Source organism: Micromonospora sp. H33 (assembly GCF_052068455.1).
In the GTDB taxonomy this organism is placed as follows: Bacteria; Actinomycetota; Actinomycetes; order Mycobacteriales; family Micromonosporaceae; genus Micromonospora.
On sequence record NZ_JBQHDE010000006.1, the window covers coordinates 223,329 to 240,987 of the forward strand.

Consider the following 17,659-nt stretch of genomic DNA (forward strand, 5'->3'; position numbering starts at 1 on the left):
CCACCGGGGCGGGGCCGGCGGGTCGGCGGTCGCCCGTCCATACTCCTTGACTTTCAATTCGGGCAGCATGGATCACACCTCCGAGGAGTTCGGGGACAGCAGGTTCACGCCGTCACCACCGCCGGTACCGGCTCCGCCTGCTCGGCGGGTGACGGGTATGTATCTCGGCGGACGACGTCGTACGGTTCGTTCGTCCAGCTGAACGTGACGAGTTCGGTCGTTCCGGTGTTCACGATCCGGTATGCCCACATCGTGGGTACGTCGATGACCCACGGACGGTCGTCGCCGGCTCGGAGCCGGATCGCGTCCTGGTGACCGACCCGACGGAGAAGGACCTCGGCGTCCCCCCGGACCACGCACACGCGTTTCACCGTCGCCATGTGGAAGTGCCCCCCACGGCTCCGGCCCGATCGGATGGTCGCGGATTCGACCCGTCCGGGCGCGCCGTGAGCGAGGAGCGTCTCGTCGACGTCCCCGGCGCCATGGGAGTGGCGGGACACAGGGATCGGATACCTGTCCGGAAGGCGGTGGGAACGGTAGGTGTTGAAGAGCCGCACGGCGTGCCGGTCGGGCAGTGACGGGATCTCGCCCCGCTCGTAGCTGGTGGCGTACCCGGTCAGCACTTCCGCGAGCGCGCTCACACTGATGCGCAGGCCCGGCATCGTGGCGTTCCACGGGCCCCGATGAGGGGCGTCCATGAGGCGCGCAGCAGCGTCGGTGACGTGCACGAGGGTGAGTTCTCGATCCTGGTGCACTTCGGGCACGCGCCCATCGGCGAGAAGCCCGCAGAAGGTCGCCGTCACGCCGTTGCGGAATGGACGGCCGTGTTCGCCGTAGAGATTGGGCAGCCGGACGTCCACGAGGTCTGCCCGGGCCTGGGCGAGGGTAGCCGCGGCCGCAGCCTTCGAGTCACCGTAGGGAGTCCCGTCCCCGGCCAGCACCGAGTTGGCGAAGACCACCGACCCGGGTGGGACGGCACAACGGCGCAATCCCCGCACCAGCGCGGCCGCCAACTCGACGTTTCCCGCGGCAACCGTGGCCGGTTCGCCAAGATTCACCCCAGCGAGGTGCAGCACACGGTCGACACCGTCGAGGCGGGCCGCCAAGACGTCTGCGTCGGACAGCTCCGCCCGGCTGATGACCACAGGTTCGGGCCAGCCCAGCGCGTGGGCCAGGACTCGCACGTGCCAGCCGAGAAAACCACCGGCCCCGGTGATGGCGAGTTGTCGCCCGGCGGCGCACGACTCCGTGGAGCGGATTGTCACTCTCTCACTTCCTGTAGCCGATCTCGCTGACCTGAAGGACCCGCGGTGGGCGCCGGGGCACGGCACGCATGGTGATGACGGGGCGGGTCACCGCCACCTCGAGCGTCCCGCCCGGTCCACGGGTGACCCGAAGACAAGATATCGCAGAACCACCCAACGAAGTCGAAAACCTCCCAGATCCCCGGAGCATGCTCCAGACAGCGCGAGACGGGATGGAAAGTCGAGGAACGCTCAGTTCGACATAATCCGGCCATTCAACCTCTCAAAGCCCACTTACGCCTATATGTTCGTGCATCGGGCGACCTACCCACACCGTCCGCACCTAGGCGTGGACAGAAGGAGGAGATGTGCCGTCGTCACTAGTGGACCGTCGTGTCCTGATCACCGGAGGAACCGGTTCGTTCGGCCAAACGATGGTTGCCCGGCTGCTGAACGCCGGCGCCGCCGAGGTCCGCGTCCTCAGCCGGGACGAGGCCAAGCAGGAAGCGATGCGTACTCGGCTGCGGGACGACCGCGTCCGGTTCTACGTGGGCGATGTCCGAGACATCGATGCCGTCTCCAAGGCGGCCCGGGGGGTCGAGTACGTGTTCCACGCTGCCGCGCTGAAGCAGGTGCCCTCGTGCGAATTCTTCCCGCTCGAGGCGGTTCGCACCAACGTGCTCGGCAGCGCGAACGTTGTCGACGCCTGCGAGCGCAACGACGTGTCCGCTCTCGTCTTTCTCAGCACGGACAAGGCGGTCTACCCGGTCAACGCGATGGGCATGACCAAGGGCCTGATGGAGAAGGTGGCGCAGGCACACGTCCGCAACAATCCGAAGGCGCACACCCGCGTCTGCGCTGTGCGCTACGGCAACGTGATGTGCTCCCGCGGTTCGGTGATTCCGCTCTTCATCGAGCAGATCAAGAACAGCGTGCCGCTGACCGTCACCGAACCGACGATGACCCGCTTCCTCATGTCACTGGCCGACTCGGTGCAGTTGGTGGAGCACGCCTTCGAGCACGGCCAGCCCGGGGACGTGTTCATCCGCAAGGCGGACGCGTGCACGATCGGTGATCTTGCGACAGCTCTGTGCAATCTGTTCGAGGCTCCTGTCAAGTTCGACATCCTCGGCCTGCGGCACGGCGAGAAGATGTACGAGACGCTGGCCAGTCACGAGGAGCTAGCCCGGGCACAGGACTTCGGCGACTTCCTGCGCGTACCAATCGACAGCCGCGACCTCAACTACGCGCTCTACTTCGACCAGGGCGACCCCAGCCACGATCACCGGGCGGACTACACCTCCGACAACACCACGCGGCTCGGGGTACCGGAGATCATGTCGCTGCTGATGACGCTCCCCGAGGTGCGGCAGCATCTGGACGTTCCGATGATCTCCTCGGCGGGTCGAGGGTGACCGCAGGCATGGAGCCGGGCGACGGTTGGCGCACGGCCCGGTCAAGCCGTCCGGCCGAACCGGAGACGCGGGTCACGTTCGTGACGCAGTGGTTCGACCCGGAGCCCACCACCACACCGGGTTGGGTCGCGCGTTCCCTCAGGCGACAGGATCTGCAGCTCGAGGTCCTGACCGGGATTCCCAATTACCCGACGGGGAAGGTGCACAAGGGCTACTCGCCGGTACGGCGATCGACGGAGATCATGGACGGCATACGGGTCCGACGGACCCCGCTCTATCCGAGCCACGATCATTCGGCACTCGGCCGGATCGCCAACTTCTCGAGCTTCGCAGCGTCCTCCTCGATCCTCGGATCGTCCTTGCTCCGGTCGGCCGACGTCGTCTGCGTCTATAGCACGCCGGCCACAACGGCGGCCGCCGGCATGCTCGCCCGGCTTCGCTGGGGGGTGCCCTATGTCCTGATGGTCATGGATCTCTGGCCGGACTCGGTGTTCGCCACGGGCTTCCTCTCCGGCGGGCTCACCCGGCGCCTCGCGGAGCCCGCGCTGAACTGGTTCACCGATCAGACGTACCGCTGGGCGGACCACGTGACGGCAACATCACCCGGGATGCGGGAGGCGCTGGTGGCGCGGGGGGTGCCCGCGGACAAGGTCTCGGTCATCTACAACTGGGCCAACGAAAAGATCATGCAGCCGGCCGAGCCGGACCCGAGCTTGCGGGCACGGCTGGGCCTGACCGACGAGTTCGTCCTGATGTACGCCGGCAACCACGGTGCCGCCCAGGACTTGTCGACCGCTGTCCTCGCCATGGGCGAGCTGCGTGATCTGCCGGACGTTCACCTGGTGTTCGTCGGGGACGGCATCGAGAAGCCTGGGCTGCGGACGCTCGCGAGGGACCTGGGACTCACGTCCGTCCACTTTCTCGATCCGGTCGAACCGGAGCGCATGCCGGCGGTCATGGCCGCCGGCGACCTGCAACTGGTCTCCCTCGCCGACCGGGACCTGTTCCGGGTGACGCTGCCCAGCAAGGTGCAGTCCATCCTCGCGTGCGCGCAGCCGGTGCTGACGTGCGCGCCCGGCGACGCCGCGCGTGTCGTCCACGAAGCCGGCGCCGGCTTCAGTTCACCACCGGCCGACCCGCAGCTGCTGGCTCGGGCCATCCGACGCGCGGCCGCACTGCCGCGCGAACAACTCCGCCAGATGGGCCTCGCGGGTCGCGAGTACTACCTGTCCCACCTGAGCGAAGACATCAACGCCGGCGCCCTGGCTGACCTCCTACGGAGGGCCGCAGACCGCCGCCGCCGTGGGCGGCGGATGCCGCGTGCCCGATGACTCGTCGTCTCCTGGCCTCGGTACGACCGGCAGGTGGGCGGCGACCTCGCCGCCCACCTGGCTGGTCGGGAAATCGAGACCCGGCCGGTGTGGCCAGCCGATGCACCGGCAACCGGCCGACGTCGAGGCCGAGAGCCTGCTCGGCCCGCGCTCTTCGTCGGCGGGCTGGCCCTGCCCAGCGGTAGGGCCTTGGACGAGCGGCAGAGCCAGATCGTCGCCACCGGGTGGACCCGGCTCGCCGCCGGCGTGCCGTAGCTGTCGACGCGCTTACGGCCACACGGGCCTCCCCGCGCCCGCCCGCCCGTCCGACGGCCCGCCGGACCGCCCGCGACGCTCCGTACCGCTCGGCCAGGAACTCGTCGATCGGCCGCGGGGCCCATGCGAACGCAGGCCGAGCAGGGCCGGGGTTTGTCGCGGTGCCGGCCCGCCGAGCGGACCCGTCCGCCGCTGCTGGCATCAGAGCGAGACCGCATTCCCAAAACCGCCCGAAAATACCGATTCGGCATGTAACAAGGATAAAGGGAACAGAACCTCCTTCTGCCGTCAGGCGGAAGCGGTCGCCAGACGGGAGCCAACACATGCCGCAGGACACCGGGAGCACCGCACGTACCGAGCAGAGGCCACGCCGGGCCAGGGCGGGCCGGCGTACCCTCGGTTTCCTCGCCACCGACACCGCCGCCTGGGTCGGCGGCTTCGTCGGGGCCGCCTGGACCCGGTACGAGTTCGAGGTCCAGCCCGGCCTGCTCAGCCGGGCCGCGGCCATCGGCGCGCTCGCCGCCCTGCTGCACGTGGCGGTCGCCGCGGTGCGCCGGCTCCACTCCGGCCGGCACCCGCTAGGCAGCCTCCAGGAGGTGCAGGGGGTGGCCGGTACGGCAGTCACGACGGCGGGCATCATCCTGATCGGCTTGCTCCCGTCCACCGACCGGCCGGTACCGGCGAGCACACCCCTGGTCGGCGGCGCGCTCGCGCTGCTGTTGATGCTCGCCGCCCGGTTCACCTACCGGCACCGTCGTGACCTCGCCATGCGCCCGGACGTGCGGTCCGCGACGCCGGTGCTGCTGTTCGGCTTGGGCGACGCCGGTCAGGGACTGCTGCGAGCCATGCTGAGCGACCCGCGCGGCCGGTACCTGCCGGTCGGCGCGCTCGACGACGACCCGGACAAGCGCGATCTGCGCATCGGTGGGGTACGGGTCCTCGGTGGGCGGCACGACGTCGCCGCGGCGGTCCGTCGTACCGGCGCCACGACAGTGATCTTCTCCGTCGCCAACGCCGACGCCGCGCTGATCCGGCAGATCCGCGAGGCCACCCTCCAGACGGGTGCGGCGTTCAAGGTGTTGCCACCGGTGCGGGACCTGGTCGACCACCGGATCACCGTCACCGCCGTCCGCGACGTGCAGATCAGCGATCTGCTCGGACGCCGGCAGGTCGTCGCCGACCTGCCGCTGAACACCAACAGCCTTACCGGTCGCCGGATCCTGGTCACCGGCGCTGGCGGCTCGATCGGCTCGGAGCTGTGCCGGCAGGTCATGAAGGCCGACCCGGGCGAGCTGATGATGCTGGACCGCGACGAGTCCGCCCTGCACAGCCTCCAGATGTCGCTGGCCGGGCGGGCCCTGCTGGACGGCCCGGAGCTGATCCTCGCCGACCTGCGCGACGACGAGCGCATCCGGCGGATCATCCAGGAACGCCGTCCGGACATCATCTTCCACGCCGCCGCGCTCAAGCACCTCACCCTGCTGCAGCGGCACCCAGGTGAGGCGGTGAAGACGAACGTCTGGGGCACGCTGTCGGTGCTGGACGCCTGCCGCGACGTGGCCAAGTTCGTCAACATCTCCACCGACAAGGCAGCCGACCCGATCAGTGTCCTCGGCTACTCCAAGCGGATCACCGAGCGGCTGACCGCACACGCCGCCTCGCGGTTTCCCGGCACCTTCCTCAGCGTCCGGTTCGGCAACGTGCTGAGCAGCCGCGGTTCGGTGGTGACCGCGTTTCAGCGGCAGATCGAGGCGGGCCGCCCGCTGACCGTCACTCACCCGGAGGTGACGCGCTACCTGATGACCGTGCAGGAAGCGGTGCAGCTGGTGCTGCAGGCCGCGGAGATCGGGCGCGACGGCGAGGCCCTGGTGCTCGACATGGGCGAGCCGGTGCGCATCGCCGACCTGGCCCGGCAGATGGCCGAGCAGGCCGCCAGCTCGGTGCCGATCGTCTACACGGGGCTGCGCCCCGGTGAGAAGCTGCACGAGGACCTGCTGGGCAGCGGCGAAACCGATACGCGGCCGCTGCACCCGCTCATCTCGCACGTGTCGGTGCCCGCGCTCGACCCGATGGAGGTCAGTGGACTCGACCCGTACGACGACGCGGAGAAGGTGATCGCGCAGCTCGCCCTGCTCTGCGTCCAGCCCGCCGGTCGGGTGATCGACGGGGCGCCGGGGGTGCCGGCGCCCCGCTGACCACGCGCACGGCACCAGTTCAGGGGCCGGCGACCAGTTCCTGGTCGCCGGCCCCTGACGCCCGGTTCACCGCCGGATGCCCGCCCATTCGTGGTGCCGGCGCACGGTGGACAGGATGAAGTTGACCACCAGACGGGACGTGTCGGCCACCCGGTAGTCCGCGGGACAGGGGACACCGCCGACGGCAACCTGGTCGATCGCCACCCGGACGGCCTCGACCACGCCGGCGGGTTCGACGCCGGTCATGATGATGCCGCCGGCGTCGAGCGCCTCCGGCCGCTCCATTGAGTCCCGCAGCGTCACCGCGGCGAAGCCGAGAATGGCCGCTTCCTCGCTGACGGTGCCGCTGTCGGAGAGCGTGCACCGGGCCTGCGTCTGCAGGCGTACGTAATCGAAGAGCCCAAACGGCTCGTGGAAGGCGATGCCGTCGAGGCCGAGCGCATCGTCGATCAGGGCCTCCAACCGCTTGCGGGTACGCGGGTGGGTGGAGACCAGCACCGGCAGCCCCCAGGTCTGTCGGACGGCACGGAGACAGTCGAGCAACCGGCGCAGCCGTTCCGGCTGGTCGACGTTCTCCTCCCGGTGCGCGCTGACCACGAAGTACCCACCGGGTTCGAGCCCCAGCTGGCGCAGGATCGACGACCCCTCGATGTCCGAACGGTAATGATCGAGCACCTCCCGCATGGGCGAACCGGTGTGCAGGATCCGGCGCGGATGCAGCCCTTCGGCGAGCAGGTTCCGCCGGGCATGCTCGCTGTAGACGAGGTTGAAGTCGGCGACGTGGTCCACCAGGCGCCGGTTGGTCTCCTCCGGCACGTTCAGATCGAAACAGCGGTTGCCGGCCTCCATGTGGTAGACGGGCACCCGCATCCGGCGGGCCATCACCGCGGCGATGCTGCTGTTGGTGTCGCCGAGTACCAGCAGCGCGTCCGGCCGCAGCTCCGCGATGGCCGCCTCCATGCCGACCAGCACGCCGCCCAGCACCCGGCCCAGCGAGGACGTGTCCACACGCAGGAACCGGTCCGGCTCGCGCAGCCGCATCTCCTTGAAGAAGACGTCGGAAAGGGAGCTGTCCCAGTTCTGACCGGTGTGCACGAGGACGTGCTCCACCGTCTCGTCGAGCCGGGCCATGATCCGGGACAGCCGGATGATCTCCGGCCGGGTCCCGACCACCGTCATCACCCGTGTCATGTATGTACACACCCTTCGTCGGGCCGGCTCACCCCGTCCGGCAGTGTCGATCGTTGGACCAACGAGCCGGCGTGGGCGGGGTGGCGACCCACCGAGCGCGGGAATTGATCGCCTATCGAATCTATGGCGGTCTTGCTTCCTTTGCAACTTTGATCCTTTGTTGTGCGGTAATGTCGGGATCGAGGAAGCTGAGTTCGAACCTGGCCGACAACACCCCCGGCACCGCCTGGGGCGGAAGTCTGCAGCCGAAGCGGGAGGGACGATGAGCCGAAGGGTGCTGGTCCTGGGTGCCACCGGGATGCTCGGCCACACACTGATGCGGGAACTGAATGGCGCCGTCGGCGTGGAGGCGTACGGCGCGGCGCGCGATGCGGCGGCGGCGGATGCGTTTCCACCGGACGTCGCCGCGCGGATCACGTCGGGTCTGGACGTCCTGGAACTGGACCGGGTTGGCCTGCTGCTGCAAGAGGTCCGCCCGGACGTAGTCGTCAACTGTGTCGGTGTGATCAAGCAACGATCCGAGGTACAGGACGCGGTCCGCACCATCACCATCAATTCACTGTTCCCCCACCTGCTGACGCGGGAGTGCGCGGGCCGGGACATCCGGCTCATCCACGTCAGCACCGACTGCGTCTTCTCGGGTGACCGGGGGGGTTACGTGGAAACGGACATCCCCGACCCACCGGATCTGTACGGACGGTCGAAGCTGCTGGGCGAAACCACGGTTCCGCCCGCGCTGACGCTCCGCACATCGATAGTCGGGCACGAGTTGAACAGCAACAGGTCGCTCGTCGACTGGTTCCTGGCCCAGACCGGCGTCGTCACCGGGTACACCAAGGCGATCTACAGCGGCGTCACCACCACCGAGTTCGCCCGGCTCCTGCGGTCGGTCGTGCTACCGCGGGAGGATCTGGTCGGGCTGTACCACATCGCCGCCACGCCCATTTCCAAGTACGAGCTCCTGCACCTGATCGCCCGGACGTACGGCTGGACGGGACGCATCGTGCCGCACGACGCGGTCGTCTGTGACCGGTCACTCTCGGCAGCGGCCTTCTTCTCGCTGACCGGTTACCGGCCCCCGGCCTGGCCGGAGATGATCGCCCAGCTGCACGCCACGTCCACATGGGGCGCCTCCGCGACGGAATCAACGGGCGGGGTGCTCTGACCGCGTAAGCAAGCCCGCTTCCGTGTCGGAGACAGGGCTGGCCCCGGGAAGCACCGACATCGACCCGCCACTGACGCAGCTACACACGAACGACGCCTGCCGGGTACGCGGCAGGCGTCGTTCCGTAACTCAGGCACGGCCATCCCGGCCGACATACGCATACCGGCGCGAGCGGCCGGCGGCAGCGGCGATCGCAGCGCTCCCGGTGGATGGCCACGGGTCGTCGCGTTCTTCCGGGCACCGGCGATCAGGACCTCCGGTCGCCGGAACCGGGGGCCGCGGAGCCGAGCCCGGCAGTCAAACGCCGAGTTCGGTCATCGAATGCCGGCCCGGTCCCGGCCCCCCGTACGGCCCACAGGAAGACCCAACCCACCGCCAGGATCAGCACGGCCAACACCACCAGGCGGGCGCCGGTCCGCGCCATGTAGGTGAAACTACCGACCCAGACGAGGTCGAACAGACCGACGGCAGCCAGGAGCGCCGCGACATAGGCGCCCATCGCTTGGGGCGTGGCCAGGGCCCGGGACGAGGCCCAGGCCAGGATCCGATCGATGCCACGCACGGCAAGGCCGGTCACCGGAATCATCAGCGCCAGACCGGGCAGACCGAAGTTGAACAACCATTCCCCATGCCACAGCGCTGCCGAGGAGTGTCCCGTGCCGACCAGTTCCGGCGTCAGGAGAGGCACCAGATCAGCGCCGAAGCCAACCGGCTTGTCAGCCCACAGCGCGCGTGGGATCAGGGCGACGGACGCGTTGAAGAAGGTCGCCCCCCAGCCGTGGGGCAGCAACCCGTTCGCGTTCAGGCTCACAAGCTGGGCGAACGTGTGCAGCGGGCTGACCGCGGACTTGAATCCGTCGGGGTCCGCCGCAAAGCCCGGGCTGCCCGGGTCGACGGCCCGGAGTCCGGCGAGGAACAGCAGGACCGGCGCCGCCCCGAGGAAAGTGACGGCCTTCGTGAGCCGCCGTCGATCCCGATGGGACAGGACGACGAGCAATGCGAGCGCGAGGGTGCCGATGACGATCCGTCCGAAGCCACTGAAGAGGTATATGAAGTAGATCGCGAAGGCGACCGCGACAAGCGTTCCGCAGAGCACCGTCCACCGCCCCAGCGGCCCGCGCAGCAGACCCGCTCCGAGGAGCAGGACACCGACGAATCCGGCCGAGTCGATCAACGGAAACGGCTGCGGCACTGCGATCGACGTGGCAACTGCGAGGACCAGCAGGCAACAGCCGTACTTCACCGCCCACCCTGCCGTCCTGGCGTCGGCGGAGGCGGCGGGTAGCGGCGGGGACGGGGACGGGGACGATGAGTCTCCACTCCAGAAGAGCAACCATGTCGTCACGTGCCCGAAGTAACAGAGCGTCACGACGGTGGACAGGGGGACGCCGGGATCATTCGTCGCTGCCGTCATGACGTGGTACAGGCCGCTGAAGCCGACGAAGACGGCGAAGGCGAGGTTGTATATCCCCACCGCCGTGATTCGGGTACCGCCGTGATACCAGAACACCCAGCCGCCGAAAACGGTCGCCAGCACGCTCAGCGCCAGCATTTGGTCGCGCCCCCAACTGTCCGATGTGACCGGGCCCAGGGCGACACACGCTGCGCCCAACCCCAGCCACGCCAGCCCGAGGAACCCGCGCCGGGCGAAGCGGTGAGGATTTTTTCCGGTCGGCCGACCGGCGGCCGGACCAGCTGCGTGGCGCGGGCGCCCGTGTCGAGTTGCGCCCACCGTCGAGGGCACGCCGTTCAATGGTCCCATAGCAGCCGAGCCTATACGAGTAGCCACTCCGGGCCATCGCCTTCCGCGATTCCACTCCGGGCCTTTCTGGCGTCACCAACGCACACTTCCTGTCGTTAGCCAAGCGTGGCTGAATCGTCTGACACTTGTCGACCGACAGCCAAGATTCAGCCTTGAGCGGTATTCGCGATACGGGAGATGCGCCGTGACGCTCCATGAAGGGCGATCGACCGCTCGCCTCGGAGAAACGGTCGAGCCCGCGGCGGGTTCCGGGCTGTTTCGAGTGCTGCTGACGTGTGATTTCTTTGAGCCTGGATTCCGCGCCGGGGGGCCCATCCGGTCCATCGCCCAGTTGCTCGACGTCGTCTCGCCAGCGGTCGAGGTGACCATGGTGACCAGGGATCGGGACCTCGGCTCGACGGAGGCGTACCCCGGCCTTTCCGGCCGCTGGGTCCGGCGGGGCCGGACGCGGATCTGCTACCTTGATCCGCGGCGCCCGCGACATTGGTTGGCGCTCGTGCGAGAACTCCGGTCCACCCGTTTCGACCTCTTGTACGTCAACAGCCTGTGGGCGACCTCCTCGATACTGCCGATTCTTGCAGCGCGGATTGGCCTCATCCGCGTCAGGCAGATCCTCATTGCGCCACGCGGCGAACTCGCGCAGAGCGCACTCGATGTCAAGGCGGGTAAGAAGCGGTTGTTCCTGCGGGCGTGGCGGCCCTTTCTCAGGCGGTCCCGGGTGCTCTGGCACGCCACCAACCCACAGGAGGCGATGCTCATTCGGAGGACCTTCGACTGGGCCCGGATCGAAATCCGGCAAAACGAGGTCGCGCTTCCACCGGAACCGATACCGCCGATGGAAACGGGCGAACCGGTCCGGTTTGTCTTCATCGGCCGAATCAATCCGATCAAGAACCTGTCGATGGTGATCGCCGCGCTCGCGCGGATGACCCGGCCAGTGGTGTTCGACATCTACGGTCCGCTCGAGGACATCGAGTACTGGTCCGCATGCCAGGAACTCGCCCGACAACTTCCCGAGGCCGTGACCGTCACGTACCGGGGGGAACTGGCGCCAGAGCAGGTACGCACCACCTTCGCCCGGTACGACGCATTCGTCTTCCCGACGCGGGGAGAAAACTTCGGACACGTCATCGCCGAAAGCCTGTCCGCGTCGTGTCCGGTCATCTGTTCCGATCAGACGCCGTGGAACCCGGTGCTGCGCGCTGGTGGCGGGAGTGTGCTGACCGACCTCACCCCGGACGCCTTGGCTGCTCAGCTCGATCGGCTGGCGAAGTCGCCAGCCGCAGAGCGGCTTCGGGCGCGCCGTGCGGCGGGTGAGGCCTACCGGGCTTGGCGCGTCAGCGCGGCGGGCCTGAACATCCTCGACCGGATCAGGCTGACGGTCGACGGGCAATGACCCGGGACCGTCCGGGACGCCGGTCCGGCGGGATCACCGGCGATCGACCAGCCTACGACTGTCGGCCTCGCCCCGTTGCCGGAAAGGATTACGAGTGAACGACCGGTTGACGCGGGAGCGAGCGGATCCTCCGTCCTCCGGACTCCCCCGACCGGGCCGGACCCGCGTGGCGGGGGTCCGGTCGAACACGATCGTGGCGTCGGTGTCGAGTCTGGTGAGTGGCCTGCTCAACGCCGGGATCCTCGCGTACGGCGCACGCCAGGGCCAGACCGGCGAGATCGCCGCCTACAGCGTCACGACCGCCGCACTCACCTGGGTCGCGATTCTGATCATGGGCGGTTCGTCGCTGCTGTACGTGTCGGGAACCGACGAGGAACGCCTGGCTGTCCGCAGTCAACGCCTGCTGCTCGCGGTGCCGGCCATGGCCGTGGCCACCGTGCTGCTCGCCGGGCTGTATGCCGGCCGTGGATACGGGACGGCAGCGCTGATCACCGCGGGCGGCGTGATGATTTTGAACAGCCTCGCCGAGCTGCGCTTCAGCGACCTCGTCCGGGAGATGAGATTCATCGCCGCCTCGGCCGCACTCGCCGCCACCCGGCTCTTCGCCCTGGTGCTGCTGATCGCCGGTGCCCCGCTGACGACCGCGCTGGCCGCCGGAGCGGGAGCTTACCTGCTCGCCACGGAGGTGCTTGTCTGCCGAGGTCCGTCCCGTGCCCGCCCGATGTGGACCGGCCTGTCGCTCGGCTCGGCGCGACGGGCCTTTCGGTTGAACCGGCAACTGTTCACCTTCAGCATCGCGGAGGCGTTCACCGGGCGGGCCGGCACGATCGCCCTGTCCCTTGTCGCCAGCCCGCTCGTCGTCGGCTGCTACGGTGCCTTGATCAGCATCTATCAGGCGCTGGTCGCCGTCGTCTTCAGCGGGCTGCGGGTGCCGATGGCCGTCCGCACCCGGCGCCGGCACAATCTGGGGCCGACCGGTGCGGTCAGCCGGGAGGCCGAGGTGATCTCCGTGACCACTGCGGCGGTGATCGCCGCAGGTGTCGTCGCCTGTGCTCCCTGGATCGCCACCGGCCTGCTCGGCCTGCCGATCCCCGAATCGGCGGTCTGGTTGCAGCTGTTGGCCCTCGCCCTGCCGTTCGCCACGGTCAATCGGGCCTTCGCGCTGAATCGCATCGGTGACGGCGCCTACCCGGCCGCCAACCGGGTCGCCCTGTCCATTGCACTACTCGTCGGCGCCGGACTACTCGTCCAGGCGGTGACGCTCGATCCCGTCGGCGCAGCCGCCGCGACCAGCATCGCGGAGTCACTCATAGGGGTTGCCCTCGTCGCGCTGGCGGCATCCCGCTGGTACCGCGGCCGGATCGCGCGGGAGGCCCAGACCCGTGCCGGCGAATCGGGAACACCGTCGACCACGGCACAAGTGGCCCGTCGATAGGTGCGTGCGTCCGGCGCCGGGCCGCCGGCAGGGGGTCAGCCGAGCAACCGGTCGAGTGCCGTGGCCAGCCGCGGCGCCAGGGTGGCGGCGTAGGTGGCAGTCAGGTGGTTGTTGTCCCGGTAGACGAGCACACCACCGATGACCGGTGCACAGCGGTCGCGCGGACAGATTGCGTCGTTGAGGTCCACCAGTTGCACCTTGTCGGCCTGCCGTGCGGCAGCCTCGTGGGCCGGGCCTCCCCCGCCCGCCAGGACCTTGTCCCGGGGAGAGGCACACCGGGTCAGCTTTCGCGGATGCGCCGAGACACATTCGGCGATGTCGGTGTCATGGTATGGCGTGTCGCGCAGCACCACCACCCGGACGCCGGCGGCGGTCATGTCCGTCCAGGTGCGCCGCAGCGCGTCGGCGAAGGCGGCCTGCGCCTGGCCGGACACCGGCCTGCCGTTCTGGACCATGAGATAGAAGGATGTGCTCACCACCAGCAGATCGGGTCGCTCGCTGCCGGTCAACGCGGTGCGGACCTTGTCGTTCCACTCCGTACAGCTCGGGTACGGCCGGTTGTCCAGGGCGACCACGCCGTTGATGAACGGGCAGGAGGACTTCGTGTAGGTCTTCAGCCGCCACTTCTTGGACCCGGCCACCTGCTGCAGGGCCGGTAGCCACTGTGCGGCGTGAGAGTCCCCGGCGAGGGCAATGGTGAAGGACGAATCCCGGTCACCGTAGAGGCATGATTTGACCTCGCTGCTGCGCTGGTCCACATGACAGCCGTCCTGCCAGGCGTCCGGACCGTCCTGCCGAGCAACCAGCGGGTCCGGGACGAACGAGCCGACCCGGTCGACCGGTTCGCCGGCCCCGCTCCGGGTCGGGGAGTCGCCCAGGGCAGCGGCGCCGAGCACGGTGGGCGACGCCGGTGACCCAGCGGCTCCGGTCGCGCCGACCGTCGGTGCCGCGAGGGCGGGTGGGGCCGGCCGCTGCGGTGGCGGCCACACGGTCAGCTGAAAGACCAGCCCCGCCAGCACGGACACCCCGGTGCAGAGCGCTCCGAGTTGAAGCGACCGGGCCGGCTGCCAGGTGAGCGTCGTAGACATCCGGATCGGGTTCTCGACATAGCGGTAGGTGAGCACTGCCGGCACGGCGGAGAGGGCGACGACGGCGAGGCCAGTGACGGTGGTCAGCTCGCCGAACCTGGCCTCGGCGACGACGAGCAGGGGCCAGTGCCAGAGGTAAAGCGAGTACGACACCGCTCCGACCGCACGCGCCGGCCGCACTCCCAGCAGCACGCCCGGCCCGAACCTGCCCGCTGCCACGCCGCCGGCGATGACCGCCGCCGTGCCGAGGGTGGGGCCCAGCGCCGCGTAACCGGGAAACGCCGATTCCCCGCGTAGCACCAGTGCGGAGGCCACGATCGCGGCGAGGCCGGACCAGGCGAGACCGGCCGCTGCCAGGCGGGGCAGGCGATGCAGCTGGCTGGCGAGCAGTGCCACGACGCCGCCCAGGGCCAGCTCCCACATGCGGGTGGTGGTGACGAAGTAAGCGCGGGCCGGGTCGTTCGCGGTCAGCAGGACCGACCAGGCGAAGGACGGCACCGCGACCAGCGCGAGGGCGACCAGCAGGAAACCGGCCCGGTGGGCGCGGCGTCGACCGAGCCGGGCCGCGCCCACCAGCAGCAGCGGCCAGACCAGGTAGAACTGTTCCTCCACGGCGAGGGACCAGAAATGCTGGACCATGCTGGGCGCCCGGTTGGCTGCGAGGTAGTCCACGGACTGTTCGGCAAGCCGCCAGTTCATTCCGTACAACCCGCTGAACACCACGTCCCATCCGGTGTCGGACCAGCGGGTTCGGGGCAGGAAGGCGAAGGTGAGCAACAGGGCCGCCACGAGGACGACCCCGGCAGCCGGTAGCAGGCGCTTGGCGCGCCGGGCGTAGAAGCCGGCGAGCGAGACGCCTCCCGTCCGGTTCAGCTCGGTCACAAGCAGGCCGGTGATCAGGAATCCGGAGATGACGAAGAAGACGTCAACGCCGACGAAGCCACCCGGCACAAGGTTCTGACTGGCGTGTCCGGCGAGGACCAGAAGCACCGCAACAGCCCGCAGCCCTTCCACGTCCCCCCGGAACCCGGCTCGAGGGCTCGCCTCCGGTCGGATAGCCGTCTGCGTCATTCGTTACACCTCATACCCGTATGTTCGGTTACGGCACAAAAGGACTATATATACCACTATGAGGTGTCTGAATATGAACGGCCGAACTGGCGCGCCGGTCTCTGTCGATGCCGCCCGGTTGGTGAAAGGTCCTCGCCGGACGGTGCCTCGGTCGCGGGCAGGGTAGTCCCGCCGCCCTGAGAACCGATCTGCTACCCCGATCCGGGTGCGCCACGTACCGGCCGAGGTTCATTTTCGACTCAGTCCCAGGCCTGAACCGGGACCTGTGGTCGGCGCGCTAACCGGCAAACCACGGCTGCTGATCCAACCAGAGCCGCAAGAAAGTCACCATCCAGACGAAGTTCTTCACGCCCTGGGTCAACGGCTGACCCTCTGTAGCGCGTTCGACGACCCGCCGTAGACGGGTGATCTCGAGGTAGTCGGCCAATGCCCCCGGTTCTGTCGAGACTCGCTGTACAACTCCGCGCAGCGGCTCCTCGGTCAGCCACCGGTCCAGCGGTGGAACGAAACCGGACTTGGGGCGGTACACCAGCTCAGCCGGTACGGACGCGGCGAGCCTGCTCTTCAGCGCTAGTTTGGCATCTCGGAAGGTGTACTTGACCTCGCGCGGCATGGCGAACGCTTCGGCGAGCAGATCTGGCTCAAGGAATGGGAAGGCTGCACGTATTCCGCGCAGCCGCAATGGATCGAAGGTCTTGGCCGCATACTCACCGGCGCAGACGTGGAGAAGGTCCACCCAATGATACTGATCACGGATGTCGGTCGAGGGTGCGCAGTCGATCATGTACGTGCGTATCAGCCGTGACAGATACGCGCGGTCCGCCGGGGGCAAGCGATAGAGGACGCCGTCGAGTGCGTTGGTCGCCACCACCGCGGCTTCGAGAAGCGGCATTTGGGCGGCTCGCCGAAGAACCCTCATGCGATGTTCGAACCGGCTTGGCCGCCGCCAAAGTCCGGCCCGGGAGTAGAGTTCTGCCGCGCCAAGCAGTAGCGGCCGAGGCAGCCGGTAGAGCCTTTGCCACGTTGCCAGTTGACCGACGCCGAAAGCACCGTCCGCGCCGGTTCCCTCGATGAACTGCGGGGCGTCGGGTGCCATCTTGATGCCGGCCCGCACCATCAAGTTGGTGGATGTTGTGGCGTAGTCCCCGAACGGGTACGTGTAGTCGCGGCCGACGTCGGCCAGAAACTCGTTCATCTCTGTCGGCTCGTAGGTCGTCTGCTCGAAGTTCAGGCGGAAATGTCTGGCCATGGCGGCAGCATGCTTCGCCTCCGGGTCGGCGTCGCCAAAGGAAAAGTTGAGCAACAAGACATCGGTACGCCCTAGGGCGGACAGTCGGGCCGCGAGAAGCCCCGAATCCACTCCGCCGCTGAAGGTCAGTACCGAACCCTTGGGTGCCGTGTCGAGGATGCCGTCGAGACATCGGTCGAAGCGTGTGCCGCGGACAGCCTCACGTGGCTGAAGGGGATCGGCGGCGGCGGTTGCCACGCCGCTGCTGACATCAATGCTGGTGACATGTCCGGGTGCCGAACGCTCGACGCCGGACAAGAGCGTGAGCGGAGCCGGGATAGCGCCATACTGCAGGAGCGCATGCACCGCGCGGCGATCGAGGCGACTGCACCCGATACGGCCGAGGATGCGTAGGTCGTTGCTGAGGCAGAAGCCGCCGTTCGCAGCCCCGAAGACCACCTGTTCCGGCGTAGCGGGCGGTACGTAGACCTGCAGCGTGTCAGTTCCCAGCCGGTGATCGATCCGAATGTCGTTCCCAGCCGGCTCGCTGGCCCCGATCGCCATGGTGTTGATCGCCGTTGGTCCCAGCGTGCGAAGCCGGATCGCATCGCCGACCCGACTGATCGCAGGCGGTTCCCCGACCTTGGAAAGCTGCGCGAACGTAAACGGTCCACACGTGACATACGCCGACACCAGGCCGAGCCAACGGGCATGTTCCTCCACGTGCCGGCGCCAATCGGGCTGGCCCGGGCCGCAGTACATGGCGAAAAACACTCAGTCCTCCAAGTGTCATTAGACGAACCCGAATGCTCTTTTCCGCGCCTAATCGTAGTGCGTCAGTGAATTTTCGTGGCCAGTACTGCCCTGAAAGGTGTTTCTCGTC

Annotated in this window: 11 protein-coding genes; 6 read left to right on the forward strand and 5 right to left on the reverse strand. The window is 68.4% G+C overall.

Going from position 1 to position 17,659, the window contains the following annotated elements; genetic code table 11:
* Positions 1 to 104 precede the first annotated feature (104 nt).
* Positions 105 to 1,265 (reverse strand): polysaccharide biosynthesis C-terminal domain-containing protein, encoded by a 1,161-nt coding sequence (locus ACTMS0_RS16790; protein ID WP_441156126.1) that lies wholly within the window; start codon positions 1,263 to 1,265, stop codon positions 105 to 107.
* A gap of 362 nt (positions 1,266 to 1,627) precedes the next feature.
* Between ACTMS0_RS16790 and ACTMS0_RS16795 the strand changes: the two genes are divergently transcribed.
* The 3 genes from ACTMS0_RS16795 to ACTMS0_RS16805 all read left to right on the forward strand — a co-directional run bounded on the left by ACTMS0_RS16795 (position 1,628) and on the right by ACTMS0_RS16805 (position 6,440).
* A complete protein-coding gene (locus ACTMS0_RS16795) occupies positions 1,628 to 2,659 on the forward strand; it encodes an SDR family NAD(P)-dependent oxidoreductase (protein ID WP_441156127.1) in 1,032 nt (343 codons plus the stop codon).
* 8 nt (positions 2,660 to 2,667) lie between these two features.
* Positions 2,668 to 3,990 (forward strand): glycosyltransferase family 4 protein, encoded by a 1,323-nt coding sequence (locus tag ACTMS0_RS16800; RefSeq protein WP_441156128.1) that lies wholly within the window; start codon positions 2,668 to 2,670, stop codon positions 3,988 to 3,990.
* A gap of 578 nt (positions 3,991 to 4,568) precedes the next feature.
* The gene (locus ACTMS0_RS16805; protein ID WP_441156129.1) at positions 4,569 to 6,440 is read left to right on the forward strand and encodes a polysaccharide biosynthesis protein; all 1,872 of its coding nucleotides are present in this window, start codon (positions 4,569 to 4,571) and stop codon (positions 6,438 to 6,440) included.
* Between the two features lie 66 nt (positions 6,441 to 6,506).
* Here the strand turns inward: ACTMS0_RS16805 and wecB are convergent, their stop codons facing one another.
* Positions 6,507 to 7,631, reverse strand: coding sequence for a non-hydrolyzing UDP-N-acetylglucosamine 2-epimerase (gene wecB, locus ACTMS0_RS16810; RefSeq protein ID WP_441156130.1), 1,125 nt, complete (start codon positions 7,629 to 7,631; stop codon positions 6,507 to 6,509).
* A gap of 262 nt (positions 7,632 to 7,893) precedes the next feature.
* Here wecB and ACTMS0_RS16815 point away from each other — a divergent pair, with 262 nt between their 5' ends.
* Positions 7,894 to 8,796, forward strand: coding sequence for a dTDP-4-dehydrorhamnose reductase family protein (locus ACTMS0_RS16815; RefSeq protein ID WP_441156131.1), 903 nt, complete (start codon positions 7,894 to 7,896; stop codon positions 8,794 to 8,796).
* Positions 8,797 to 9,043: 247 nt separating this feature from the next.
* Here the strand turns inward: ACTMS0_RS16815 and ACTMS0_RS16820 are convergent, their stop codons facing one another.
* On the reverse strand, positions 9,044 to 10,348 hold the full coding sequence (locus tag ACTMS0_RS16820; protein WP_441156132.1) for a hypothetical protein: 1,305 nt from the start codon (positions 10,346 to 10,348) through the stop codon (positions 9,044 to 9,046).
* 394 nt (positions 10,349 to 10,742) lie between these two features.
* On the opposite strand from ACTMS0_RS16820, the gene ACTMS0_RS16825 reads away from it, so the two are divergent.
* Complete coding sequence (locus ACTMS0_RS16825; protein ID WP_441156133.1) at positions 10,743 to 11,954, forward strand: glycosyltransferase family 4 protein; 1,212 nt, start codon at positions 10,743 to 10,745, stop codon at positions 11,952 to 11,954.
* Positions 11,955 to 12,156: 202 nt separating this feature from the next.
* Positions 12,157 to 13,389 (forward strand): hypothetical protein, encoded by a 1,233-nt coding sequence (locus ACTMS0_RS16830; RefSeq protein WP_441156134.1) that lies wholly within the window; start codon positions 12,157 to 12,159, stop codon positions 13,387 to 13,389.
* Positions 13,390 to 13,424: 35 nt separating this feature from the next.
* On the opposite strand, the gene ACTMS0_RS16835 is transcribed toward ACTMS0_RS16830, so the two are convergent.
* Positions 13,425 to 15,548 carry an acyltransferase family protein gene (locus ACTMS0_RS16835; RefSeq protein ID WP_441156135.1) on the reverse strand — a complete coding sequence of 708 codons (2,124 nt, stop codon included), beginning with the start codon at positions 15,546 to 15,548 and terminating at the stop codon, positions 13,425 to 13,427.
* Positions 15,549 to 15,825: 277 nt separating this feature from the next.
* Entirely contained in the window at positions 15,826 to 17,550 is a 1,725-nt protein-coding gene (locus ACTMS0_RS16840) for an asparagine synthase-related protein (protein WP_441156136.1), read from the reverse strand.
* Between the last annotated feature and the right edge of the window lie 109 nt (positions 17,551 to 17,659).